Annotated in this window: 26 protein-coding genes and 1 pseudogene; 15 read left to right on the forward strand and 12 right to left on the reverse strand. The window is 71.4% G+C overall.

Features of this window, described 5'->3' with window-relative positions; all coding sequences use genetic code 11:
* The first annotated feature begins 38 nt into the window (after nt 1–38).
* Complete coding sequence (locus tag ACFV9T_RS35200; protein ID WP_385446614.1) at nt 39–380, forward strand: hypothetical protein; 342 nt, start codon at nt 39–41, stop codon at nt 378–380.
* Nucleotides 381–412: 32 nt separating this feature from the next.
* On the opposite strand, the gene ACFV9T_RS35205 is transcribed toward ACFV9T_RS35200, so the two are convergent.
* From ACFV9T_RS35205 to ACFV9T_RS35225, 5 genes are read right to left on the reverse strand one after another with little or no spacing between them, the layout of a single operon-like run.
* The gene (locus ACFV9T_RS35205) at nt 413–682 is read right to left on the reverse strand and encodes a VOC family protein (protein ID WP_385446585.1); all 270 of its coding nucleotides are present in this window, start codon (nt 680–682) and stop codon (nt 413–415) included.
* 46 nt (nt 683–728) lie between these two features.
* Entirely contained in the window at nt 729–1,598 is an 870-nt protein-coding gene (locus tag ACFV9T_RS35210) for a phosphotransferase (protein WP_385446586.1), read from the reverse strand.
* Nucleotides 1,553–2,461, reverse strand: coding sequence for a radical SAM protein (locus ACFV9T_RS35215; RefSeq protein ID WP_385446587.1), 909 nt, complete (start codon nt 2,459–2,461; stop codon nt 1,553–1,555). Before ACFV9T_RS35215 ends, ACFV9T_RS35210 begins: the two co-directional genes overlap by 46 nt.
* A complete protein-coding gene (locus tag ACFV9T_RS35220; RefSeq protein ID WP_385446588.1) occupies nt 2,458–3,084 on the reverse strand; it encodes a hypothetical protein in 627 nt (208 codons plus the stop codon). Before ACFV9T_RS35220 ends, ACFV9T_RS35215 begins: the two co-directional genes overlap by 4 nt.
* On the reverse strand, nt 3,084–3,500 hold the full coding sequence (locus ACFV9T_RS35225) for an ATP-binding protein (RefSeq protein ID WP_385446589.1): 417 nt from the start codon (nt 3,498–3,500) through the stop codon (nt 3,084–3,086). Before ACFV9T_RS35225 ends, ACFV9T_RS35220 begins: the two co-directional genes overlap by 1 nt.
* 247 nt (nt 3,501–3,747) lie before the next feature.
* Between ACFV9T_RS35225 and ACFV9T_RS35230 the strand changes: the two genes are divergently transcribed.
* Together ACFV9T_RS35230 and ACFV9T_RS35235 are read left to right on the forward strand one after the other, a co-directional pair.
* Nucleotides 3,748–5,004 carry a helix-turn-helix transcriptional regulator gene (locus ACFV9T_RS35230; protein WP_385446590.1) on the forward strand — a complete coding sequence of 419 codons (1,257 nt, stop codon included), beginning with the start codon at nt 3,748–3,750 and terminating at the stop codon, nt 5,002–5,004.
* Nucleotides 5,005–5,018: 14 nt separating this feature from the next.
* Nucleotides 5,019–5,384, forward strand: coding sequence for a hypothetical protein (locus tag ACFV9T_RS35235; protein ID WP_385446591.1), 366 nt, complete (start codon nt 5,019–5,021; stop codon nt 5,382–5,384).
* 465 nt (nt 5,385–5,849) lie between these two features.
* On the opposite strand, the gene ACFV9T_RS35240 is transcribed toward ACFV9T_RS35235, so the two are convergent.
* The gene (locus tag ACFV9T_RS35240; RefSeq protein WP_385446592.1) at nt 5,850–7,289 is read right to left on the reverse strand and encodes an NAD(P)H-hydrate dehydratase; all 1,440 of its coding nucleotides are present in this window, start codon (nt 7,287–7,289) and stop codon (nt 5,850–5,852) included.
* 97 nt (nt 7,290–7,386) lie between these two features.
* On the opposite strand from ACFV9T_RS35240, the gene alr reads away from it, so the two are divergent.
* From alr to ACFV9T_RS35260, 4 genes are all read left to right on the forward strand, one after another.
* Nucleotides 7,387–8,541, forward strand: coding sequence for an alanine racemase (gene alr / locus ACFV9T_RS35245; protein WP_385446593.1), 1,155 nt, complete (start codon nt 7,387–7,389; stop codon nt 8,539–8,541).
* A gap of 2 nt (nt 8,542–8,543) precedes the next feature.
* Entirely contained in the window at nt 8,544–9,767 is a 1,224-nt protein-coding gene (locus tag ACFV9T_RS35250; RefSeq protein ID WP_385446594.1) for an alpha/beta fold hydrolase, read from the forward strand.
* Between the two features lie 42 nt (nt 9,768–9,809).
* Nucleotides 9,810–10,304, forward strand: coding sequence for a tRNA (adenosine(37)-N6)-threonylcarbamoyltransferase complex ATPase subunit type 1 TsaE (gene tsaE, locus ACFV9T_RS35255; protein ID WP_385446595.1), 495 nt, complete (start codon nt 9,810–9,812; stop codon nt 10,302–10,304).
* A gap of 142 nt (nt 10,305–10,446) precedes the next feature.
* Entirely contained in the window at nt 10,447–10,632 is a 186-nt protein-coding gene (locus tag ACFV9T_RS35260) for a hypothetical protein (RefSeq protein ID WP_385446596.1), read from the forward strand.
* Nucleotides 10,633–10,668: 36 nt separating this feature from the next.
* Here ACFV9T_RS35260 and ACFV9T_RS35265 read toward each other — a convergent pair whose 3' ends face one another.
* A complete protein-coding gene (locus ACFV9T_RS35265; protein ID WP_385446597.1) occupies nt 10,669–11,229 on the reverse strand; it encodes a hypothetical protein in 561 nt (186 codons plus the stop codon).
* A 128-nt stretch (nt 11,230–11,357) separates the two neighbouring features.
* On the opposite strand from ACFV9T_RS35265, the gene tsaB reads away from it, so the two are divergent.
* From tsaB to tsaD, 3 genes are read left to right on the forward strand one after another with little or no spacing between them, the layout of a single operon-like run.
* The gene (gene tsaB, locus ACFV9T_RS35270) at nt 11,358–12,032 is read left to right on the forward strand and encodes a tRNA (adenosine(37)-N6)-threonylcarbamoyltransferase complex dimerization subunit type 1 TsaB (RefSeq protein WP_385446598.1); all 675 of its coding nucleotides are present in this window, start codon (nt 11,358–11,360) and stop codon (nt 12,030–12,032) included.
* A 35-nt stretch (nt 12,033–12,067) separates the two neighbouring features.
* On the forward strand, nt 12,068–12,574 hold the full coding sequence (gene rimI / locus ACFV9T_RS35275) for a ribosomal protein S18-alanine N-acetyltransferase (RefSeq protein WP_385446615.1): 507 nt from the start codon (nt 12,068–12,070) through the stop codon (nt 12,572–12,574).
* Nucleotides 12,567–13,664 (forward strand): tRNA (adenosine(37)-N6)-threonylcarbamoyltransferase complex transferase subunit TsaD, encoded by a 1,098-nt coding sequence (tsaD, locus tag ACFV9T_RS35280; protein WP_385446599.1) that lies wholly within the window; start codon nt 12,567–12,569, stop codon nt 13,662–13,664. The genes rimI and tsaD overlap by 8 nt, the downstream gene beginning before the upstream one ends.
* Nucleotides 13,665–13,694: 30 nt before the next feature.
* On the opposite strand, the pseudogene ACFV9T_RS35285 reads toward tsaD, so the two are convergent.
* Nucleotides 13,695–14,892: pseudogene (locus tag ACFV9T_RS35285) on the reverse strand (RNA-guided endonuclease InsQ/TnpB family protein).
* 55 nt (nt 14,893–14,947) lie between these two features.
* Between ACFV9T_RS35285 and ACFV9T_RS35290 the strand changes: the two are divergent.
* The 3 genes from ACFV9T_RS35290 (at nt 14,948) to ACFV9T_RS35300 (ending at nt 16,525) form a co-directional block, all read left to right on the forward strand.
* Complete coding sequence (locus tag ACFV9T_RS35290; protein WP_385446600.1) at nt 14,948–15,202, forward strand: hypothetical protein; 255 nt, start codon at nt 14,948–14,950, stop codon at nt 15,200–15,202.
* 36 nt (nt 15,203–15,238) lie between these two features.
* The gene (locus tag ACFV9T_RS35295; RefSeq protein ID WP_385446601.1) at nt 15,239–15,814 is read left to right on the forward strand and encodes a hypothetical protein; all 576 of its coding nucleotides are present in this window, start codon (nt 15,239–15,241) and stop codon (nt 15,812–15,814) included.
* A gap of 93 nt (nt 15,815–15,907) precedes the next feature.
* Nucleotides 15,908–16,525 (forward strand): hypothetical protein, encoded by a 618-nt coding sequence (locus ACFV9T_RS35300; protein ID WP_385446602.1) that lies wholly within the window; start codon nt 15,908–15,910, stop codon nt 16,523–16,525.
* Here ACFV9T_RS35300 and ACFV9T_RS35305 read toward each other — a convergent pair whose 3' ends face one another.
* The 3 genes from ACFV9T_RS35305 to ACFV9T_RS35315 all read right to left on the reverse strand — a co-directional run bounded on the left by ACFV9T_RS35305 (nt 16,526) and on the right by ACFV9T_RS35315 (nt 17,990).
* The gene (locus ACFV9T_RS35305; RefSeq protein ID WP_385446603.1) at nt 16,526–16,849 is read right to left on the reverse strand and encodes a hypothetical protein; all 324 of its coding nucleotides are present in this window, start codon (nt 16,847–16,849) and stop codon (nt 16,526–16,528) included.
* A gap of 75 nt (nt 16,850–16,924) precedes the next feature.
* Nucleotides 16,925–17,128, reverse strand: a complete 204-nt coding sequence (locus ACFV9T_RS35310) for a DUF397 domain-containing protein (protein ID WP_385446604.1) — start codon at nt 17,126–17,128, stop codon at nt 16,925–16,927.
* Between the two features lie 10 nt (nt 17,129–17,138).
* On the reverse strand, nt 17,139–17,990 hold the full coding sequence (locus ACFV9T_RS35315; protein WP_385446605.1) for a Scr1 family TA system antitoxin-like transcriptional regulator: 852 nt from the start codon (nt 17,988–17,990) through the stop codon (nt 17,139–17,141).
* Between the two features lie 158 nt (nt 17,991–18,148).
* On the opposite strand from ACFV9T_RS35315, the gene ACFV9T_RS35320 reads away from it, so the two are divergent.
* Nucleotides 18,149–18,610, forward strand: a complete 462-nt coding sequence (locus ACFV9T_RS35320) for an ATP-binding protein (protein ID WP_385446606.1) — start codon at nt 18,149–18,151, stop codon at nt 18,608–18,610.
* Between the two features lie 4 nt (nt 18,611–18,614).
* Here the strand turns inward: ACFV9T_RS35320 and ACFV9T_RS35325 are convergent, their stop codons facing one another.
* Nucleotides 18,615–19,796 carry a methyltransferase domain-containing protein gene (locus ACFV9T_RS35325; protein WP_385446607.1) on the reverse strand — a complete coding sequence of 394 codons (1,182 nt, stop codon included), beginning with the start codon at nt 19,794–19,796 and terminating at the stop codon, nt 18,615–18,617.
* 59 nt (nt 19,797–19,855) lie between these two features.
* On the opposite strand from ACFV9T_RS35325, the gene ACFV9T_RS35330 reads away from it, so the two are divergent.
* A complete protein-coding gene (locus tag ACFV9T_RS35330) occupies nt 19,856–20,893 on the forward strand; it encodes a polysaccharide deacetylase family protein (RefSeq protein ID WP_385446608.1) in 1,038 nt (345 codons plus the stop codon).
* Nucleotides 20,894–20,953 lie beyond the last annotated feature (60 nt).

The following is a 20,953-nucleotide window of genomic DNA, read 5'->3' on the forward strand; positions in this document are numbered from 1 at the left end:
GGCCGTAAGCGACCTTCGCCTCCCAAAGAAGCGCTGCACTGGTGGAGTACGCGCGAGACCCCAGCCAATGGGAGCTGACATTGACCGGCCTACGCCTGCTGCCCTGGTCCGACCCGGAGGGCAGGCCCTGTTATCTGTCGTCGGACAACGACCACAGTCCCCTCAACCGGCGGGCTGACCAGGTCGAGGCCCTGCAACTGTCCATGGGTACGCAACTCCTCGGCCATGCCCGCTCACTACTGGACGAGCACAAGGCGGATGCGCAAGAACTCCGCTTCCTCTCGGAGCGGCTGTGCGAGGCGCTGCGCGACGTGCTGCGGGTGGCGGAGAGCAGAGGCGAACGACTTCCCGACTCCGACGAGGACGGGAGCCCCGACTGAACCCCGCGACCCTACCGATGCCGCCTGAAAGCTCAGGGGCCGACGTACTCGTACACCCCGCCGTGGGGGTGCCGCAGTACAGCCCGGTGACCGTTGGGGGTCGGTGCGCTCGGAGCCGCCACCTCGGCATCTCCCGCCACCGCTTCCTCCACCACAGCGTCGAGGTTCGCCACCCCCAGCGTGGCCGCCACCCCGGCGAAGGAGAAACGGGACGCGTTGCTTCCGGTGAGCTTCTCGTAGAACGGCACGGCCGCGTCCAGATCCTCGACGCGCTGCCGTACGACCACTGATTCGATGGTCAAGACCCCATCCCTCTCGTCCGGTTTGCCTTGGATGTCCAGGCAAGGCTTATGCCATCACCTGGCCCGGCACCTCGGCCACCCCACCCCGATGGGCGGCCCACGCCCGCGCGGCTGCGGCCATTGCTTCGAGCCAGGCCGCCTCTGGGTAGCGGTCGGCACGCGACCGGTTCATGCGGAGGGTGGCAGCGGCGAAGGCGTCGATCGCGGAGGGGTCCGCGTTCGCCCATGCCTCGCACCCGGCCGCCCACTCCTCGGCGGACTCGGCGGTGTGCCCGGCCGCGATGAGTTGCACGACGAGGCATGCGGGGTCGATGAACCCGGCGCCCCGGGTCGGCCAGGACCAGTCCACGATCCAGAGCCGTTCGTCCCCGATCATGAAGTTGTGGGGGTTGACGTCGGTGAAGAGAAGCGCGTCGCCTTCGAAGAGTTCGGCGTCCTTCTCGCTGGCGAAGCGGTTCCAGCGGGTCTCGCGCCAGTCGTACGCCTCGGCGGGCAGGGGGAGATCCTTGATCCGGTTCAGGGCGCCGACGATCCGGGGAAGGTCCGCAGAACCCGGTGTGAAGTCCGACGAGCGCCCTTCGACGGACTCGAATCCGAGCGCGATCCATTCGTCATCCTGGGCATGCCACATGAGCCTCGGCGAGATGGTGCGCAGGGTTGGGTTGACGAGCCGTTCGCGGAGGATGGAAGCGCGGCGGCCTCCCGGCCGGTTGCGGCAAGCTTTGACGAAGACGGGCCCGTTCTCGCAGGTGACCATGGCTGTGACGTCAGAGCCGTTCCCGTGCGAAGTGGGCTCCACGCCGTGCTGTTCGCCGGTGTGTGGGCGTACCAGCGCCCACAGCGCTTCGGTATCTGGCAAGTCGTTGTCCATCAGTTCCTCGGGCCGCACGAACTGCTCGGATACCCGGGGGAGCACTCTCCGTCCCCCACGGGGTCGCACCCATCCTCGTCTTCGTCCCCGCCCTTCGCGACCGCGCTGTGAATGGATGCGCGGACTTCGGCCATGGCGGGGCTGCCGAGGATAGTGGCCAGGGGCGTGCTCCGGACGTTCCCGACGCCCATCCAACCGGCAGAGAATACGCAAGGGGACACGCTCCCGTCCGGTCCGACGGCAGCCCGGCCGCTGCCGCACCGGCCGCACAGCCCTGAGATGTCCGGAGCCTGCCCGTGTGCTCCCCGCCCGAAGGGGCGCACGTGATCGATGCTGATGCGCTTCACACCGAGCACTTCCAGCTCCCGCTGAGCCTCTGGGACCCGCTGTGTCGCGGTGGTCGTGACGATCCCCACACGAAGTGGAACGCCGAGTCCTAATGCCTTCTTGATGTTCGCCAGGGTGCGGGCGTGGCTGGGGTGGCCGGTCACCGCGTTGTGTTCATCCGCCTGGTCCGAGTAGTACGACGTTGCCAGGGAAGCGCCCTCGCGCTGGAGGAGTGCCCACCAGTCGTCCGCTACGTGCACCAGGTTGCTGTAGACCTCGACGCGCAGGCCCAGGGACAGCGCGCGCTCGGCCACGGCCAGGCTGTCCGGGTGCAGGGTCGGCTCGCCGCCGATGAGCTGGACGCGGCGCACGCCGCAGGCGGCGGCCTGGGCGAGAACACGTAACCAATTCTCGCGCGTCATCGTGCCGTGGGTTCCGTCCGGCCCTGAGGCGTTGAAGCACGGGGTGCAGGAGAGCTGGCACTTCCGGGTCAGGTCCAGCCACAGGAACTTGGTGTCCGTGGCGGAGGTGGCAGCAACGATGGTCGTCACAATCGTGTCCTTCCTCTTCAGGCGGTTCATTTCGGTAGGTCGATGACCGTCACGTTGCGCAGCTCGCGGATCATCCGGGAAGCGAGGACGGCGGTGAGGCCGATGTGGCCGTACGGGACCATGACGTTCGATTCCCGTGCACGCCATCCACCCACCGTGAGCTGGTAGTTGGTCCCGGAGATGCCCCACAGGCGTGGTGTCCGGACCCTGAGGACCGCGTAGTCCCCTCTGGCGAGGTGGGGGCACTGCTCGACGGACATGCGGGCGTGAGGCGCGCACAAGGGCGGCTGCTCCGTCAGAAAGCCCTCCGGCCAGGTCGGCGGGTCCCATGGTCGGCGCCAGTTGATGAACAGCCAGCCGTCCTTGTCGCGGCTCGCTGGCTGGCCGCAGATCTGGCACTTCATGGAGTACATGCAGATCCGCTGCCGAGCGACGTGCATGCTGTCGTAGATCGGCCTGCCTGTACCCGGTGAGTGGATCATCCGGGCCCAGAGGGCTCCTGCGGTGTCGCGATCCGTCTCGCGGGGCGCCGTGTAGCCGAGCCTCGGCTCGGGCGTGAGCAGGACGGTCAGGTCGGATTCGGGGCCGAGGTGTTCGCCGCTCCACGCGGTGACGAACGGAACGACGGTCGGCCGGGCGATGAGCGGGGGCATCAGGAGCTGCCCTTGGCGTGGAGCTCGGCCCAGACGATCTTTCCCGAGGTGTGGTGTTCAGTGCCCCAACGGTCCGCCTTCGCATCGACCAGCATCAGCCCACGACCGGACTCGTCGTCGCCGTCCGGGCTCTGAAAGATGGGTGGATGCGGGCTTTTGTCGGTGACTGCGAGGCGTACGCGATCCGGACCGGACAGTCGGACGCTGACATGTAGGCGGCGGGACCCACTGTGGCGGACGGCGTTGCCGACCAGTTCGGAGATGATCAACGTCCCGTCACCGATCAGGTGGCCGAGATCCCAGGTGTTCAGGGCTGCGCGGACGAGTCGGCGAGCGCGGCTCGCGGACTCCGGCTCGCACGGCATCCTTTCGCTGTAGCCGGGGGCGCCGAGGGCGTTGGGTCTCGTCATGGTCATGGACGGGGTCTTTCTTCCGGGGCGGTGGACCGCCAGCCCGGCGGCTCTGTCGTCTGGCCGGTAGCTGGCGAATCGCCATCACGGCCGCACCCTGTGATGGCTCGCGCCGGTTCTTGATGCTGACAACGTCAAGGGAACCGCTCCGAGCGGGTGCGCTCCACGGCATCCATGCGGCAGATGTGACGCAGAAGCGTGCAGGATGTGCACACGTCGAGTGGCGGTCCGCAGAGCGGGGAAGGGGAGCCCCATGGGGTTAGCTGAGCGGCGGAAAGCGCTGGGGTACAGCCAGGAGGGGCTTGCTCACGTCGTCGGTGTCGACCGCACATCGATCAGCCGTTGGGAGAGCGGGAAAACGGAGATCCAGGTCCAGTTACGCCCACAGTACGCAGCGGCGCTGCAACTCGGCCTTGCCGAACTGGACGCCTTGGTTACCAAACCCCGAGCCACGCTCCAGGAGCCCGTAGTGTCGTCTTCAGTCGACCACCACGGCTCGGGGGATACCGACGACATGATTCGACGCGAGTTCCTACGCGCACTTGCTGTTGCCGGGGCATTGGCCGGTCTGCCGGTCGAGGAGTCGGAGGCCCTCGCTGAAGGGGTGCACCGTCGAGGTTCCGGCGACTTCATCCGCATGAACGGCCACTTGTGGCAGGTGTATCAGCTCGCGCGAGCCAAAGGGGCCGTCTATCCCATCGTCTCCGACCAGCTCGCTGACCTCGCCAAGGCGCTGAACGGGCGCTCGGACAAGGAGGGGCAGGCCTTGTGCGGCGCTGCGGCGGACCTCTTCCAGCTTGCGGGCGAGCTGGCTTTCGACGGCAACCGGTATACCGACGCAGCGGCTTCGTACACGCTCGCCGCGTCCGCCAGCAAAGAGGCGGGGGCGTTCGATCTCTGGGCTTGCGCACTCGTCCGGCATGCCTACGTCGACGTGTACGAGCATCGATACCGGGAGGCAGTTGACATCCTGTCGGTCGCTGAGCGCGTTGCCCGACGAGGGGACAGTGCCCTGCCGACCCGACATTGGGTCGCTGCCGTACAAGCCGAGGCGTTCGCGGGACTTGGAGATCTGTCCGCGTGCGAACACGCTTTGGAGCAGGCCGAGAAGGTCGTGTACGTGACAGAACCGGCGCAAAACAGGGGTTGGCTTCGTTTCGATGGCTCCCGGCTCGTAGAGGAGCGGGGTGCTCGGTATGTGCAGCTCGGTCGGCTCGACCTTGCCGAGCAGGCGTTGCAGAGTGCCCTAGGACAGGGCGCCTTGGCGAAGGGCCAGGCCCTCCGGCGCCGTGGAGCCGTGCTCGCGAATATGGCCTCCATCGGCGCCAAGCGCAAGGATCCGGAGCAGATCGTCGTTTACGCCCGCGAGGCGCTTCACCTGGCGCGGGAATCTTCCTCCGGTTATGTCGCGCGTAGGCTCCAGGACCTGCGTGCGGGCTTCGGCCCCCTCGCCCGCGATGTGCGCGTCGCCGAGGTGGACGCCGATATCAAGGCACTGAACGCCAACTGACGAAAGGGGCAGGGATGTCGCAGGCCGAGGGTGCGCGGGTGTTTCGGGAGGCGTGGATCGCGGGGGTGCGGCGGCACTTTCCCGGGGAGCCCAAGGCGGGCTATGTGACGCCCTGGGAGGAGACGCCGGAGTGGGAGCGGGCGGCGGCCGGGGCGGTGTACCAGCAGGTGCGGCAGTTTCTTGAGGTGAGCGAGGGGCACGCGGGGCGGCTTACGCGGGAGCAGAAGGGGCGGTTCGTCGCGACGTGCTGGACCGCGCAGATGTACCGGCACTTCGAGGACCCCAAGCCCGGTTACGTCGCCGACTGGCCCGATCTCCCCGACTGGCAGCGGGAGACGGACGCGGACATCTTCGAGGCGATCGAGAAAGACGTCAGCTGACGCCCGTCCCCGCACGGGAGCCGCTGCCTGCCCCGGTCGGGTTTCGCGGCCGGGTGCGGCCCGGTGGCCGGGTTGTGCCCACCCGTCCCGCCCCGCGGAGCCACCGGCTGGTAGCCGCTGCGCGGGGGCTCTCCCCCACCCCGCCCCTTCCCGAAACCGGGGACACCCCGGGCCCCGGGCTGGGCGGGGGTTTCGTTGCCGGGTGCGGGCCGGTGGGTGGGTTGTGCCCACCCGTTCCTCCCCCAGCTACCGCTGGGAGGTGCCCCCGGCGGAACGATTGCCCACAACGGGGGGGGCTGGGTCACCGGCGGGAGGGGGTGGGGTCGCAGGGGTGGGGGGCTGGACGACGACGTGTATTTGTGGCGCCTACTCCCGGCCCACTCCACGTTCTTCGGTGGTGGCGCCAAAAATATACGCGTCCAGGCCCCTGCCCCGGAGGCCCCGCACCCGGCACCCACCCACCCCTCACCCCAGCACGTCCCGCCACGCGTCCGGGACCGCCGCCGCCACGTCGTACGCCGCGATCGGCGCGCCCGCGGGGGCCGTGGTGCGGCGGGCGGCCAGGCCGTGGAGGTAGGCGCCGACCGAGGCGGCGTCGCGGGCGGACAGGCCGGTGGCGAGGAGGGAGCCGGTGAGGCCGGAGAGGACGTCGCCGCTGCCCGCGGTGGCGAGCCAGCCGGTGCCGGTGGGGTTGACGCGCACCGGGTGGCCGGGGGAGGCGATCAGGGTGGTGGAGCCCTTGAGCAGCACGGTGGCGCCGTACTTGTCGGCCAGCGCCCGTACGGCGGCCAGCCGCCCGGACTCGACCTCCACGCGGCTCACCCCGAGCAGCGCGGCCGCCTCGCCCGCGTGCGGGGTGAGGACGGTGGCGGTGGTGCGGCCGTGGAGGCCGCCGGAGGGGAGGAGGTGGAGGCCGTCGGCGTCGACGAGGACGGGGATGTCGGAGCCGAGGACGTCGTCCAGGGAGTGCCGGGCGGCGGCGCCGTCGCCGAGGCCGGGGCCGACGACCCAGGACTGGACGCGGCCCGCCTTGGCCGGGGGACCGGTGTGGACGAGGGTTTCGGGGAAGCGCGCGATGACGGTGTCGGCGCCCGGGCCGACGTACCGTACGGCACCGGCGCCGCCCCGCAGGGCGCCCGCGACGGCGAGGACCGCGGCGCCCGGGTAGCGGGCGGAGCCCGCGACGACGCCGACGACGCCGCGCCGGTACTTGTCGCTCTCGGCGGTGGGGCGGGGGAGGAGGGCGGCCACGTCGTCGTGCTGGAGGGCTTCCGCGTCCGGGGCGGCCGGGAGGTACGGGGCGAGGCCGATGTCGACCAGGCGGAGGGCGCCCGCGTGCTCGTGGGCGGGGTCGATGAGCAGTCCCGGCTTGTACGTACCGAAGGTGACGGTGGCGTCGGCGCGCACCGCGGCCCCCCGCACCTCGCCCGTGTCGGCGTCGACGCCGCTGGGGAGGTCGACGGCGACGATCGGGCAGCGGACGTGCGCGAGCAGCCGCTCGGCTTCCTCTCGCAGGCCGCCCTTGCCGCCGATCCCGACGATGCCGTCGAGGACGAGATCGGCCTGGGCGAGAGCGCGTTCGCCGGAGGCGGCGGCCACCACGCGGCCGCCCGCCGCGCGCAGGGCGCGCAAGGCCCCGGGGTGGGCGCGGTCGGGGGCGAGCAGCACGGCGGTGACCCCGGCGCCGCGCCGGGCGAGCCGGGCACCGGCGTAGAGCGCGTCGCCGCCGTTGTCGCCGCTGCCGGTCAGCAGGGCGACACGGGCCCCGTAGACGCGGTGCAGCAGGTCGGCGCAGGCGGCGGCGAGCCCGGCCGCGGCGCGCCGCATGAGTGTTCCTTCGGGCAGCCGCGCCATCAGGTCCTGTTCAGCGGCCCGCACGGTCTCGACGCTGTAGGCGATCCTCATGGCCATAGTCTCCCGAACGGAGGGCACTCCTGGCTTGGAAGCACACATTCCGGTCCGTGGATCGGTTTGGGACACGGACCCTGAGACACTGACGGAGATGGACGAGACACCGATGCGCGCCCGCGCCGTGGTCGATCTGACCGCTTTGCGGGACAACGTGAGGGCACTGCGCGAAGCGGCGCCCACCGCCGAGCTGATGGCCGTGGTCAAATCCGACGGCTACGGCCACGGCGCGGTCCCGTGCGCGCGCGCCGCCCGTGCGGCGGGCGCGGGCTGGCTGGGCACGGCCACGCCCGAGGAGGCCCTCGCACTGCGCGCGGCGGGCGACCAGGGCCGCCTGATGTGCTGGCTGTGGACGCCCGGCGGGCCGTGGCGGCAGGCGATCGAGGCGGACATCGACGTGTCGGCCAGCGGGGCGTGGGCGCTGCGCGAGGCCGTCGCGGCGGCGCGCGCCTGCGGGCGCGTGGCGCGCGTCCAGCTCAAGGCCGACACCGGGCTCGGCCGCAACGGCTGCCCGCCCGCCGACTGGCCCGACCTGATCGCCGAGGCCCGGGCCGCGGAGGCGGAGGGCGTGATCCGGGTGACCGGGCTGTGGTCGCACTTCGCGTGCGCGGACGAGCCGGGCCACCCGTCGATCGCCGCCCAGCTGACCGTCTTCCGCGAGATGCTGGACCAGGCGGAGCGGGCGGGGCTGCGCCCGGAGGTGCGCCATCTGGCGAACTCCCCGGCGACCCTGACCCTCCCCGAGTCGCATTTCGACCTGGTACGGACCGGAATCGCCCTGTACGGGATCTCGCCGAGCCCGGAGCTGGGCGTGCCCGCCGACTTCGGGCTGCGCCCGGTGATGACGCTGAAGGCTTCGCTCGCCGCGGTGAAGCGGGTGCCGGGCGGCCATGGCGTCTCGTACGGGCACCGCTACGTCACCCCGGGGGAGACCACCCTCGCGCTGGTGCCGCTCGGCTACGGTGACGGGATTCCGCGGCACGCCTCGGGCACAGGGCCGGTGCTGGTCGCGGGGAAGTGGCGGACCATCGCGGGCACCGTGGCCATGGATCAGTTCGTGGTCGACCTCGGCGGCGACAGCGCGGAGCCGGGGGACGAGGCGGTGCTGTTCGGCCCCGGCGACCGCGGGGAGCCGACCGCGGAGGACTGGGCGCGGGCCGTGGGGTCGATCGCGTATGAGATCGTCACCCGGATCAGCGCCCGGGTTCCCCGCGTTTATGTAGGTGACCTCGGGGGCACAGGGATCTGACCATGGGCGAGGACAGCACGGTGGATACGGCGGCGAAGGTCGCGGCGGGGGCCACGGCCGTGGGCTGGCGCCGGGGCGCCGGGTTCGCGGGAGCGGCGATCGGCGTGGTCGCGGCGGGCGCGGCCATGGGCGTCGCCCTGGAGCGGCTGACGGTCGGCCGCGGCGTACGGCGCAAGGCGCGCCTCGCGCTGGACGCGGAGGGCCCGTACGGCACCTTGCGCGGCACCCCCGGCCGGGCGGTCGCGGATGACGGCACGGAGCTGTACTACGAGGTCGAGGAGATACGTGAACCGGTCGCGCCGCCGCGCCGCAAGCGCCGGTTCGCGCGCCGGGCGCCCGTAGCTCCCGTGACCGTGGTCTTCAGCCACGGCTACTGCCTCGCCCAGGACTCCTGGCACTTCCAGCGGGCCGCGCTGCGCGATGTGGTGCGCACCGTCTACTGGGACCAGCGCTGCCACGGCCGCTCCCAGCGCGGCTGCTCCCAGACGAAGGGCACCCCGGTCGACATCGACCAGCTCGGCCGCGATCTGAAGGCCGTGATCGACGCGGCCGCGCCCGAGGGGCCGCTGGTGCTGGTCGGCCACTCCATGGGCGGTATGACGATGATGGCGCTGGCCGCCCAGTACCCCGAGCTGATCCGGGACCGGGTGATCGGCGCGGCCTTCGTCGGCACCTCGGCGGGGCGGCTCGGCGAGGTCAGCTTCGGCCTCCCGGTGGTCGGGATGAACGCGGTGCGGCGGGTGCTGCCGGGGCTGCTCAAGGCGCTCGGCTGGCAGGTGGAGCTGGTGGAGCGGGGCCGCCGGGCGACCGCGGACCTCTTCGCGGGGCTGATCAAGCGCTATTCGTTCGGGACGAAGGACGTGGACCCGGGGGTGGCCCGGTTCGCGGAGCGGCTGATCGAGGCGACGCCGATCGATGTGGTCGCCGAGTTCTACCCGGCGTTCATCGCCCACGACAAGGCGGAGGCGCTGCCGTCCTTCGACGGGGTGCCGGTGCTGGTGCTGGCCGGGGACAAGGACCTGATCACGCCGATGGAACACAGCGAGGCCATCGCGGAGCTGCTGCCCGGCGCGGAGCTGGTCGTCGTCGAGGACGGCGGCCATCTGGTGATCCTGGAGCACCCCGAGGTGGTCAACGGTCATCTGGCCGAGCTGCTGACCCAGGTGGTGGGCGGCGCCGGGGGCGTCCCGGGGGACGGCGCGAGCCGCCGTTCGGCCAGGGGCTGAGGCGGCACGGGCCGCGTTCCCGGGGCCCGTACCATCGCCGGTATGGACGTAGGCACGCGCATGACCGTCACCTCGCCCGAGCAGATGCGGGACCTGGGCCGCCGGCTCGCCAAACTGCTGCGCCCCGGCGACCTGGTGCTCCTCACCGGGGAGCTGGGCGCGGGCAAGACCACGCTGACCCGGGGCCTGGGCGAGGGCCTGGGCGTACGGGGCGCGGTCACCTCCCCGACCTTCGTGATCGCCCGCGTCCACCCCTCTCTGTCCGACGGCCCGCCGCTGGTCCACGTCGACGCCTACCGGCTGGGCGGCGGCCTGGACGAGATGGAGGACCTGGACCTGGACGTCTCGCTGCCGGATTCGGTGATCGCGGTGGAGTGGGGCGAGGGCAAGGTCGAGGAGCTGTCCGAGGACCGGCTGCACGTGGTCATCGAGCGGACGGTCGGGGCGGACGCCGTGGAGAGCGACGTCCGGGGTGTCGCCGTGACCGGCGTGGGGCCGCGCTGGGCGGACGAGGACCTGGCGTCGCTGGCGGGATAGGCCTTCGAGGAGATTCGGGAAACGTTTCCGACAGGCCGTCGGCATGATGTTGCGCTCTGGGCATCGGGCGTGGTCACATGGTAGGGGAAGCGCGGTTAGGCGTACCTAACCTCCTGCCCCCCAGGACCCTCAGGAGGCATCCATGTCGGCCCAAGAGCCCACAGCCCTGGACGACCCCCGGCGCGATGGCCGGACACCGTCGATGAGGGATCTGCTGGCGGCTTGTGCGGCGGCGAACGCCGTCTCCACGCCACCACCGGCCGAGGTCCCCGCCGAGACGGAGGCGCACCGGCGCGCCACGGACGAGCCGGAGCGCGACGCGGCGTAGCCCACGGAGGCTTTTAAGCGATCAGGCGAGCAGCGATCACGCGAGCACGACGACCTTCGTGCCCGGCTGCGCGAACTCCCACAGCGCGGCGCCGTCCGCCCGGGACTCCCGCACCGCACCCGTCTTCTTCTTGGCCTGCGGGTCGGGCATGCCCCCGTCCATGGCCGCACTGAAACCGAACGTCACTCCCTCGTCCTGGTGAAACACCACGATGTTCTCCACCTGGACCCCGTCCGAGCCGACACCGCTCGGGTTGCGGGAGGTGACCTGGTACGAACCCGGGGCGGGGCTCGCCGAGCTGGCGCCCACCGCGAAGGTGCGGGAGGCCTTGCCGTCGGCGCCGACCAGCCACACCCGGCTCTTGCCCAGGGAGTAGACGACGCGCACGCCCGTGCCGGAGCCCGTGGGCAGCGCGGTGGACTGCTCCTCGGCCTTGTCCTTCGTCTTGCCCTTGGAGTCGTTCGCGTGCGAGCTGCCGCGCTCCTGGGTGCGGTGGTCGGGGGCGGTGGCCTTGGCCTGGAAGCCGAGGAAGCCGACGACGCCCAGCGCGGCGGCGGTCAGAACGGCCACGGCGGGCCCGGTGCTGCTCCTTGGCACGGTGGCCACCCTCTCCTGTGGTCAGTACGTGCTTACCGCCCGTACGCACTTCCTCCGACGGTAGCACCGGTGGACGACGGCAACCGGTCCACCGCGACCGCCTCCCGGAGCGCCGTAGGCTAGTCCTCGTGCTGTTGCTCGCGCTTGATACCGCCACCCCCGCCGTCACCGTCGCTCTCCACGACGGCGCCGAAGTCCTCGCCGAGACCGCCGAGGTCGACGCCCGGCGCCACGGCGAACTGCTGCTGCCCGCCGTCCACCGGACCCTGGAGACGGCGGGCGTGAAGCTGGCGGCCGTGACCGACATCGTCGTCGGCGTCGGCCCGGGCCCGTACACCGGGCTGCGGGTCGGGCTGGTCACGGCGGCCACCTTCGGGGCCGCGCTGGACGTGCCCGTGCACGGGCTGTGCACGCTGGACGGGATCGCGTACGCCGCCGGGGCGGCCGGGCTCACCGGCCCCTTCGTGGTGGCCACCGACGCCCGCCGCAAGGAGGTGTACTGGGCGCGGTACGACGACCCGCGCACCCGGGTCACCGAGCCCGCCGTCGACCACCCCGCCGACCTCGCCGAGCGCTCCGGGCTCGCCGGGCTCCCGGCCGTCGGCGCGGGCGCGCTGCTCTACCCGGACGCCTTCGCGCACGTCCCCGGCGGCATGCCCGAGCACCAGTCGGCGGGCGCGCTGGCCTCGCTCGCCGCCGAGAAGCTGGCGCGCGGCGAGGAACTGCTGCCCGACCGGCCGCTCTATCTGCGCCGCCCCGACGCCAAGGTGCCCGCCAACTACAAGGTGGTCACCCCCCAGTGACGGACACGGCTCACGAAGGCGTCGCGCTGCGCGAGATGCGCTGGTGGGACATCGACCGGGTGCTGACGCTCGAAGAGGACCTGTTCCCCGAGGACGCCTGGTCGCAGGGGATGTTCTGGTCCGAGCTGGCGCACGCCCGCGGCGGCGCCGCCACCCGCCACTACACGGTCGCCGAGACCGATGGCCGCATAGTCGGCTACGCCGGGCTGGCCGTCTTCGACCGCACCGGCGACGTCCAGACCATCGCCACCGCCCGCGACCACTGGGGCACCGGCCTCGGCGCCCGCCTCCTCACCGATCTGCTGAACGCCGCCACCGCCTTCGAATGCCGTGAGGTGCTCCTCGAAGTGCGCGTCGACAACGCCCGCGCCCAGCGCCTCTACGAGCGCTTCGGCTTCGAGCCCATCGGCATCCGCAAGGGCTACTACCAGCCCGGCAACGTCGACGCCCTGGTCATGCGGCTGACCGGCCCGGCGACCACCGTCGCCACCCCCTCATCCGATCCAGGAACATCCGTACAAGGAACGAAGACCCATGGCTGACGAACCGCTCGTCCTCGGCATCGAGACCTCCTGCGACGAGACCGGCGTCGGGATCGTCCGAGGCCACACCCTGCTCGCGGACGCGATCGCCTCCAGCGTCGACGAACACGCCCGCTTCGGCGGCGTCGTCCCCGAGGTCGCCAGCCGCGCCCACCTGGAGGCGATGGTCCCGACCATCCAGCGCGCCCTGAAGGACGCCGGAATCGCCGCCTCCGACCTCGACGGCATCGCCGTCACCGCCGGTCCCGGCCTCGCGGGCGCCCTGCTCGTCGGCGTCTCGGCCGCCAAGGCGTACGCGTACGCCCTCGGCAAGCCGCTGTACGGCGTCAACCACCTCGCCTCCCACATCTGCGTCGACCAGCTCGAACACGGCGCGCTGCCCGAGCCGACCATGGCGCTGCTGGTCAGCGGCGGCCACTCGTCGCTGCTGCTCGCGCCCGACATCACCACGGACGTACGGCCGCTGGGCTCGACCATCGACGACGCGGCGGGCGAGGCGTTCGACAAGATCGCCCGGGTGCTGAACCTCGGCTTCCCCGGCGGCCCCGTCATCGACCGCATCGCCCGCGACGGCGATCCCGACGCGATCGCCTTCCCGCGCGGGCTGACCGGGCCGCGCGACGCCGCGTACGACTTCTCCTTCTCCGGCCTCAAGACGGCGGTCGCCCGCTGGATCGAGGCCAAGCGGTCGGCGGGCGAGGAGGTCCCGGTCGCCGACGTCTCCGCCTCCTTCCAGGAGGCGGTGGCCGACGTGCTGACCCGTAAGGCCGTCCGCGCCTGCAAGGACGAGGGCGTCGACCACCTGATGATCGGCGGCGGCGTCGCCGCCAACTCCCGGCTGCGGGCCATGGCCGAGCGCCGCTGCGAGGACGCGGGCATCACGCTGCGCGTGCCGCGCCCCAAGCTGTGCACGGACAACGGCGCGATGGTCGCCGCCCTCGGCGCGGAGATGGTCGCGCGCGGCCGGTCCGCCTCGGCCTGGGACCTGTCGGCCGACTCCTCCCTCCCGGTGACGGACCCCCACGTCCCGGCGCCCGCGCACCACCACGACCACGTCCACGAGCTGAGCCGGAAGAACCTCTACGCTTGACTTCCTCCCCTTCGTGAATGAGGGGGATTCCTACGGCTCGCGCTGTAGGGCTTCCTGCTTCGTCGCCGACTGCCCGCCCGGAATACTCCGTTGAGGTCTTACGCCGGCTCCACAGGCCGACACCGCCAGCCCGGCGGCCAGAAGATTCTTCCCCGCGTTCACATCGCGGTCATGGGTGACACCACAGTTGTCGCACGTCCAGGTGCGCACGTTCAGCGGCAGCTTCTCCCGCAAGGCACCGCAGTTCGAGCACAGCTTGGAGGAGGGGAACCAGCGGTCGACCACGATCACCTCACGGCCGTACCACTGGGCCTTGTATTCCAGCAGGCTCCGGAACTGAGACCACGCGGCATCGGAGATGGCGCGGGCGAGCGTGCCGTTCTTCAGCATGTTCCGAACGGTCAGGTCCTCGATCACGATCGTTTGGTTTTCACGAACGAGCCGAGTCGTCACCTGGTGCAGGTAGTCACGCCGCCGGTCCCGGATGCGGGCGTGGATGCGGGCAACCTTGCGCCGGGTCTTGGCCCGGTTGGTGCCATTTCCCCTGGCCTTGCGGGACAGTTTCCGCTGGGCTTTCGCCAGGCGGGCACGGTCCTTGTGCTCGTGCCGGGGGTTGGCGATCTTCTCTCCGGTGGAGAAGGTCAGCAGGTGATCAAGCCCGACGTCCACGCCGATGGCCGCACTCGTAGCCGGCAGGGGCTTTACGGACGGGTCCTCGACCAGCAGGGACACAAACCAGCGCCCCGCACCATCCTGGCTGACCGTGACCGTGACCGTGACCGTGGACGGTCTCGCACCCTCAGGAAGCGGCCGCGACCATACGACCTCCAGCGGTTGGGCCATCTTCGCCAGCGTCAGCTTCCCCGCCTGGAAGCGGAAGGCGCTGGAGGTGTACTCGGCGGACTTCCCGGACTTCTTCTTCGACTTGAAGCGCGGGTACCGGGCCCGCTTGGCGAAGAAGTTGGTGAACGCGCCCTGCAAGTGCCTCAGGCACTGCTGGAGTGGCACACAGGACACGTCGTTGAGGAAGGCCAGTTCCTCGGTCTTCTTCCACGCGGTCAGCATCGCCGAGGTGGCGTTGTAGTTCACGTGTTCCTGCCGCAGTGTCCATGCCTCGGTACGAGCGGCGAGCGCCATGTTGTAGACCTTACGAACGCATCCGAAGGTGCGACAGCTCAGCCGCCTGCGCATCGGTCGGATAGAAGCGGTACCGATACGCCCGCTTCACGTGAGTGGCCTCCCAACGGAGTCCTGAAGAACCGAGTATCCATGGAGGAGATCAGATGACCGTCGCCCTGATGTGGGAAGCCCGCGCGGTCGAGGGGCGGGGCGAGGACCTGCTCGCCTGGACCGCCGACCAGCCCCTCGACCCGGCACCGCTGCGCCGCGAGACCTTCCGCGCCCCCGAGGACCGGGTCCTCGTGATCACGTGGTGGGATGGCACGTACGACACCCCGGCCCTCCCCGAACTCCCCGAGCCGGGCCCGGACCTGGTGCGCCGGGCCGTCCACCGGTGGCGCTTCGAGTCGGTCGGGTAGCGCGACCAGCCGGGACACGACACGGGACACCCGCCAATGACGCTCACCTTCACCCGCGCCTCCGACTCCCAGCGCTACGAACTGCGCCCCCGGGGCTCCGCGCCCCTCCATGTGCGCCGTGGCGTCCCCGACGGCTTCCCCCTTCCCGAGGGGTGCGAGCCGCGCTTCACCCTCGCCGCCGACCCCGCCGGGGCCGCGCCGCTCGCCGTGGTCGTACGGAACGGCGAGCGGCGCCTCGCCGTGCTCACCCCCGACCACGAGCCGCTGGCCGAACTGCGCCTGCCGCCGCGCAAGAAGCAGTGGCGGCCCCTCAACGAGATCCACCTGCCCGACGGGACGGTGCTGCACGGGCGGGAGGGGACGGTGCCGTCGCTGCTGCTGTGCCTGGTGCTGCTGCCGCTCGTCCTGGTGTACTTCGTCGTCCTGGCGCTGTCCGACATGCCCGCGGACTCCCTCGACGCTCCGCTGCGGACGGCGTGGAAGCGGCGGGGCGTGCGCTTCGGCCGGGCGGCCATGACCGAGTCCGCGCGCGGCCGGTTCCGGGTCCGGGGCGGCGGGATCGACCACCGGGTGGCGTACGCGCAGGCGGTGGCGAAGTACTGGAGGGCGTGACCCTCGGCGGGATCGTGGTGGCGGGAGCGCGGTTCCTGCCAGCCGGGGAGGAATGAAGTTCACGGCTCCGCCGGAGCTGAGAGACTGCCTTCCATGACCCCGCCCGACGCGTTGCCCCCGCCCCCGCCCGCCCCGGATCTGCGGCCGTGGCCCGACCGGGCCGGATTGCTGGCCGACCGGGCGCGGGCCATGGGGACGCTGGCGCGGTGGTACATGGCGCCGCACCGGGCGTTGCTGCTGTGGTTGCTGACGCTGGTGTTCGCGCTGGGGTGGACGCTGGCGGTGTCGGGGTTCCAGTTCCTGGTGACCGGGCAGATCGTCGAGCACATCCTCGGCGTGATCTTCCTCGGGCTGGCGCTGGGCGCCACCGTCCCGTCCAGCCTGGGCCTGGTCTCGGGGATCCGGCGGGACGTGTTCGTCGGCGCGCGGCTGCGGGACTGGGCGGAGCTGGGGCGCGATCCGCAGACGCTGCCGCACTGGCGGGTGTCGGGCAGCGCGCTGCTGTGGCTGCTGCCGTCGCTGGTGCTGTGCTGCCTCGGGCTGGTGCTGGGGGCGTCCACGGCCATGTCGGACCTCGGCGCGGAGACGTTCGGGGTGGCGATGGGGATCGCCGTCGTCTTCGCGGTGGCGGGCGGTCTGGGCCTGGTCAAGGCGATCGGCTACTACCGTCTCGTCAACCGCGAACTCAGCCCCGACGACGCTGAGGGCTGATCAGTCGGAGGCGTCGGACGACCGCTGGAGCGACTGGAAGCGGTGCAGCAGCTCCAGATACCGCTCGCCCAGGCTCTCGCCGCGCCGCTTCGTCGCGTCCTCGACGTGCAGCAGCATCTGCCGGACGCGCACCGCGTCCCGGTAGGCGTCCCGCTGGAGCTTCTTGTGCGCGGTCGCCGCGGGGCCTTTGAAGTCGTTGCCGAGGGTCTTCGCCAACTGGTCGAGACCTGCGACCGTCTCCTCCAGGTAACGCAGCATCTCCTCCAGATCCTGAAGGAGATCGGACAGCTCCTGATCCGATACCAGCCGCTTCTCGTCACTCATGTTCCATCCCTGCCACCCTCCGGTCCGGCCCCTCAGCGGGATGATCGTGCCATGACCGGAGCGGGTACGGAGGGGCTACCCCGCAAGGTGGTCGAACTCGCCCGCCTTGATGGCGTGGAGGAGGGGCCGCAGCTTCGCCGGGGTGGTGGTCATCACGGTGCCGGGATCGTCGCTTTCGCGGAGCGCTATGGCGTCAGGGCCTATGGTCGCCAGCTCTATGCAGGAGTTGCCGTCCCCTTGCGTGGAGTAGGAGGACTTCTGCCAGTTGATCTCAGACATTTCCTTGCCTTCAGAGATATTGGGCCATGCCGTGGATCATGTCACGTGACTCCTTCTGGGGGAGGGTCACTTTCATCGTCCGGGCCAGCACCGCCCGGTGATTGGTCAGCTGGGTCTCGGCGTCCAGGAACATGGGGCCGTGCGCGGCGTCGAGCTGCACCGTGTCCAGCTGTGGCACCGGGCCCGAGGCGTAGGTCATCGATACGCCGGAGACCGGGAACCCGCCCGCCTCGAAGGGAATGACCCGCACGGTGACATTCTCCCGTGTCGAGGCCTCCAGCAGGCTGTCCAGCTGTCGGCGCATGAGCTGCGGTCCGCCGAACCGCAGGCGCAGACAGGCCTCGTGGATGATGAAGGTGCACGGCGGAGGATCGTCCCGGTCGAGGATGTCCCGGCGCTTCATGCGATGGGACAGCCTGCGCCTCAGCTCGGGCGGTGACCAGGCAGGAACCGCCTCGTCGAGCACGGCCCGCGCGTATTCCTCGGTCTGCAGCAGGCCCGGCAGAAACATCAGCTCGACCACGCGCAGGCTGGTCGCGTAGTACTCCAACTCGGCGAGGTCGAGACCGCCGGTGGCGATATGGCCCCGGTACTCCTCCCACCAACCGCCCTTACGCTCGCGGGTCATGGAGACGAGCGCGTCGACGTAACCGTGGTCGGGGCAGGTGTAGATCGCGGCGAGGGTCCGCACCCGCTCCTCGCTCACGCCGAAGCGGGCCAGCTCCAGGTTGGTGATGTGGGTGCGGTTGATGCCCAGCCGGTCGGCGGCCTCCTGGATGCTGAGCCCGGCGCCCTCGCGCATCCTCCTCAGTTCTGTTCCGAGCCGGACTTGACGCGCGGTCGGGACGCTTCTGGGTGGCATGGCCCTCCGTAACCCTCAAGGAGTAATTGTCGGCGAAATTCAACGGGACCGTAGTAGTTGTTTGCACCGCTGCCCTACCTTGGGTGGCGTCGCCGCTACTGCGCGTTGATCGCTGTAACGGTACGCGCGATATAGGCCCGTTCGCAGGGAGTTGACCCATGGAGTCCGACTACGAGTCCGACGACCGGCCACCACGTCGCCCGCCCGCTCCCTCCCAGGACCCGTACGTCTACACGCTCCAGAACAACCGGCACGCCACCTCCGCCAAGGTCTGCCGGGACTTCGTCGCCGTCGTGCTGGGCGCCGTGGGGCAGGAGGACCTGGTCGACGTGGCGACGCTGTGCACCTCCGAGCTGGCCACCAACGCCTTTCTGCACGCCGAGGGCGACTCCCTGACCCTGCGTGTGGTGATCGAGCCGCCCCGCTACCGCGTCCTCGTCTACGACGCCTCCGCCCAACTCCCCACCGCCGCGCGCCTCCCCGAGGGCGACCGCCTCCACGGGCGCGGGCTCGGCCTGGTCGCCGCCCTCGCCGACGCCTGGGGGACGGCGGATGCGGATCCGTCGGGGGTGTACGCGAAGGGCGTCTGGTTCGAACTCCACGCGGAGGAGAAGAGCTGAAGCGCTACGGCGCCGGGTGCCCCAGGAGCATCGTGGGGGCGCCCGCCGAGCGGGTGAGGAGGATCGTGCAGGCGTTGCCGCCCTCCAGCCGCAGCTTCTTGCGCAGCTGCTCCGGCTCGACGGCCGAGCCGCGCTTCTTGATCGTCGCGACGCCGACCCCGCGCTCCCGCAGCAGCGCCCTGAGCTTCTTCAGGTTGAACGGCAGCACATCGGTGATCTCGTACGCGGTGGCGTACGGCGTCGGGCGCAGCTCGTCCGTGGTGATGTAGGCGATCGTCGGGTCGATGAGACGGCCGCCGATCCGGGCCGCGACGTCCGCCACCAGGTGGGCGCGGATGACGGCGCCGTCCGGTTCGTACAGCCAGCGGCCGACCGGGCCCGGCTCGGGGTCCGGGAGCTGGGAGCCGAGCAGGGAGTGGCCGGAGGGCAGCAGCGTGGCGCGGCGCATGCCGGGGCGCGCGGTGCCGAACCACAGCACGGCCTCCTTCACGTTCCCCTGGTCCGAGATCCACTCGGCCTCCGCGTCCTCCGGCACCGCCTCGTGCGGCACCCCGGGCGCGATCTTGAGGGCGGCGCGCGGAGTCGTACGGGCGGCCTCGATGGCCCAGGACAGCGGCGGGGAGTACGCCTCGGGGTCGAACACCCGGCCCCGGCCGCCGCGCCGGGCGGGGTCCACGAACACCGCGTCATATGACGAGGTGTCGACCTCGGTGACATCGGCGCAGCGCACCTCGATCAGCCGCGACAGGCCCAGCGCGTCGGCGTTGGCGCGGGCGACCGCACAGGTCAGCGGATCGCGGTCGACGGCCAGCACGGCGAGCCCGGCCCGCGCCATCGCGATCGCGTCGCCGCCGATGCCGCAGCACAGATCGGCCACGTCGCGCACGCCGAATCCGGCCAGCCGGTCGGCCCGGTGGTCGGCGACGGAGGTACGGGTCGCCTGCTCGACGCCGTCGGGCGTGAAGTACATGCGGTGGGCGTCCTCGGCCCCGAACTTGGCGACCGCCCGCTGCCGCAGCTGCGCCTGGGTCAGGGCCGCCGAGACCAGGGCGGCCGGATGGTCGCGGCGCAGCCGGGTCGCGGTGGCCAGCTCCCGCGCCGGGTCGTAGTCCCGGAGCGCGGAGAGCAGCGCCTGCCCCTCGTCGCCGAGCAGTGAGTCGAAGGCGTCAACGTCCACATGGCCCATTCTCCCCGCTCCGGGGAGCGCATCCGCACGCGCGTGTGGGGCATTCGTGCACTGAAGAGATGAAGATCGCTTTTGTGATGATGATCAACGCTGGTCTGTCCAGGTGTCTGGTTCTCGCCGCCACGGCGGCCCTGCTCGTCGGCTGCGGCCCTCTCGCCGCTCCCGCGCCACCGGCCGGGGCGGGTGAGGAGATGGCCGGTTCGCGGCAGCCGTCGGGCGCGGCCGCTCCGCGCTCCGCAGCCGGGTCGCCCGCCGTGTCCGCGCCCCCCGAGGCCGCGCTCCAGGGCGCGTCCGCTCCGGTGCGCGCGCCCTCGCACCCCGCCGCCGACGACGCGCCGCCTCCGCCGTCACCGCCGCCGCCCGGCTCGGTCCCGGCCTCGCCGCGCCCGGCGCCGGGGATCGCCCCGGGCGCGTACCACCGCTGGGGGCTCGACCGGCCGCTGGACCCGCCGCCGCGCCCGCCCGCCGTCAAACCGCCCCTGGTGCCGGACGAGGAGCAGCCGCCGGGGCTGCCGCCGGTCATCCGCCGGGTGGCGACCACCGATCGGGTGGTTTTCCTGACGATCGACGACGGACTGGAGAAGGACCCGCGCTTCATCGACCAAGTACGGGACCTGAGGGTGCCGTTCACCGAGTTCCTGACGGACGAGGCCGTCGACGGCCGCTACGACTACTTCGGCGAGCTGCACCGGCTCGGCGGCGGCGTCGGCAACCACACCCTCACCCACCCCAGCCTGGCCGGTCAGGACTACGGCACCCAGGTCGCGGAGATCTGCGGCCAGCAGGAGAAGCTCAGACACCGGCTCGGCGTCCTGCCGCGCCTCTTCCGCCCGCCGTATGGGGAGTACGACGAGACCACCCTGCGCGCGGCGGCGGACTGCGGGCTGGGTCCCGTGGTGCTGTGGCGCGCCGAGATGGAGGCCCAGGGGCTGGTCTACCGGTCCGGCGAAGGGCTCCAGCCGGGGGACATCGTCCTCGCGCACTTCCGCGGCCCTGAGCAGCTCGGCGGGCACACCATGACCGACATGATCACCGCGCTGCTGCGGGAGATCCAGGCGCAGGGGTTCACCGTGGCGCGGCTGGAGGACTACGTCTGAGAGCGGGCGTCCAGGGGGCCGCCCGGGCGGTCCGCCGCCACCGCGCTTGGCACTCTGGTT

Origin of the sequence: Streptomyces sp. NPDC059850, assembly GCF_042731515.1 — a bacterium.
In the GTDB taxonomy this organism is placed as follows: Bacteria; Actinomycetota; Actinomycetes; order Streptomycetales; family Streptomycetaceae; genus Streptomyces.

What these genes read in the sequence shown, in the direction of transcription:
- rimI (WP_385446615.1), top strand. Translation starts at nt 12,068, where the DNA reads ATGCGCTGGTGGGACATCGACCGGGTGCTGACGCTCGAAGAGGACCTG.
- ACFV9T_RS35290 (WP_385446600.1), top strand. Translation starts at nt 14,948, where the DNA reads ATGACCGTCGCCCTGATGTGGGAAGCCCGCGCGGTCGAGGGGCGGGGC.
- ACFV9T_RS35300 (WP_385446602.1), top strand. Translation starts at nt 15,908, where the DNA reads ATGACCCCGCCCGACGCGTTGCCCCCGCCCCCGCCCGCCCCGGATCTG.
- ACFV9T_RS35295 (WP_385446601.1), top strand. Translation starts at nt 15,239, where the DNA reads ATGACGCTCACCTTCACCCGCGCCTCCGACTCCCAGCGCTACGAACTG.
- ACFV9T_RS35235 (WP_385446591.1), top strand. Translation starts at nt 5,019, where the DNA reads ATGTCGCAGGCCGAGGGTGCGCGGGTGTTTCGGGAGGCGTGGATCGCG.
- ACFV9T_RS35220 (WP_385446588.1), bottom strand. Translation starts at nt 3,084, where the DNA reads ATGCCCCCGCTCATCGCCCGGCCGACCGTCGTTCCGTTCGTCACCGCG.
- ACFV9T_RS35250 (WP_385446594.1), top strand. Translation starts at nt 8,544, where the DNA reads ATGGGCGAGGACAGCACGGTGGATACGGCGGCGAAGGTCGCGGCGGGG.
- ACFV9T_RS35330 (WP_385446608.1), top strand. Translation starts at nt 19,856, where the DNA reads ATGAAGATCGCTTTTGTGATGATGATCAACGCTGGTCTGTCCAGGTGT.
- ACFV9T_RS35215 (WP_385446587.1), bottom strand. Translation starts at nt 2,461, where the DNA reads ATGAACCGCCTGAAGAGGAAGGACACGATTGTGACGACCATCGTTGCT.
- ACFV9T_RS35310 (WP_385446604.1), bottom strand. Translation starts at nt 17,128, where the DNA reads ATGTCTGAGATCAACTGGCAGAAGTCCTCCTACTCCACGCAAGGGGAC.
- tsaE (WP_385446595.1), top strand. Translation starts at nt 9,810, where the DNA reads ATGGACGTAGGCACGCGCATGACCGTCACCTCGCCCGAGCAGATGCGG.
- alr (WP_385446593.1), top strand. Translation starts at nt 7,387, where the DNA reads ATGGACGAGACACCGATGCGCGCCCGCGCCGTGGTCGATCTGACCGCT.
- ACFV9T_RS35260 (WP_385446596.1), top strand. Translation starts at nt 10,447, where the DNA reads ATGTCGGCCCAAGAGCCCACAGCCCTGGACGACCCCCGGCGCGATGGC.
- ACFV9T_RS35225 (WP_385446589.1), bottom strand. Translation starts at nt 3,500, where the DNA reads ATGACCATGACGAGACCCAACGCCCTCGGCGCCCCCGGCTACAGCGAA.
- ACFV9T_RS35240 (WP_385446592.1), bottom strand. Translation starts at nt 7,289, where the DNA reads ATGAGGATCGCCTACAGCGTCGAGACCGTGCGGGCCGCTGAACAGGAC.
- ACFV9T_RS35315 (WP_385446605.1), bottom strand. Translation starts at nt 17,990, where the DNA reads ATGCCACCCAGAAGCGTCCCGACCGCGCGTCAAGTCCGGCTCGGAACA.
- ACFV9T_RS35305 (WP_385446603.1), bottom strand. Translation starts at nt 16,849, where the DNA reads ATGAGTGACGAGAAGCGGCTGGTATCGGATCAGGAGCTGTCCGATCTC.
- tsaD (WP_385446599.1), top strand. Translation starts at nt 12,567, where the DNA reads ATGGCTGACGAACCGCTCGTCCTCGGCATCGAGACCTCCTGCGACGAG.
- ACFV9T_RS35320 (WP_385446606.1), top strand. Translation starts at nt 18,149, where the DNA reads ATGGAGTCCGACTACGAGTCCGACGACCGGCCACCACGTCGCCCGCCC.
- ACFV9T_RS35325 (WP_385446607.1), bottom strand. Translation starts at nt 19,796, where the DNA reads ATGGGCCATGTGGACGTTGACGCCTTCGACTCACTGCTCGGCGACGAG.
- ACFV9T_RS35230 (WP_385446590.1), top strand. Translation starts at nt 3,748, where the DNA reads ATGGGGTTAGCTGAGCGGCGGAAAGCGCTGGGGTACAGCCAGGAGGGG.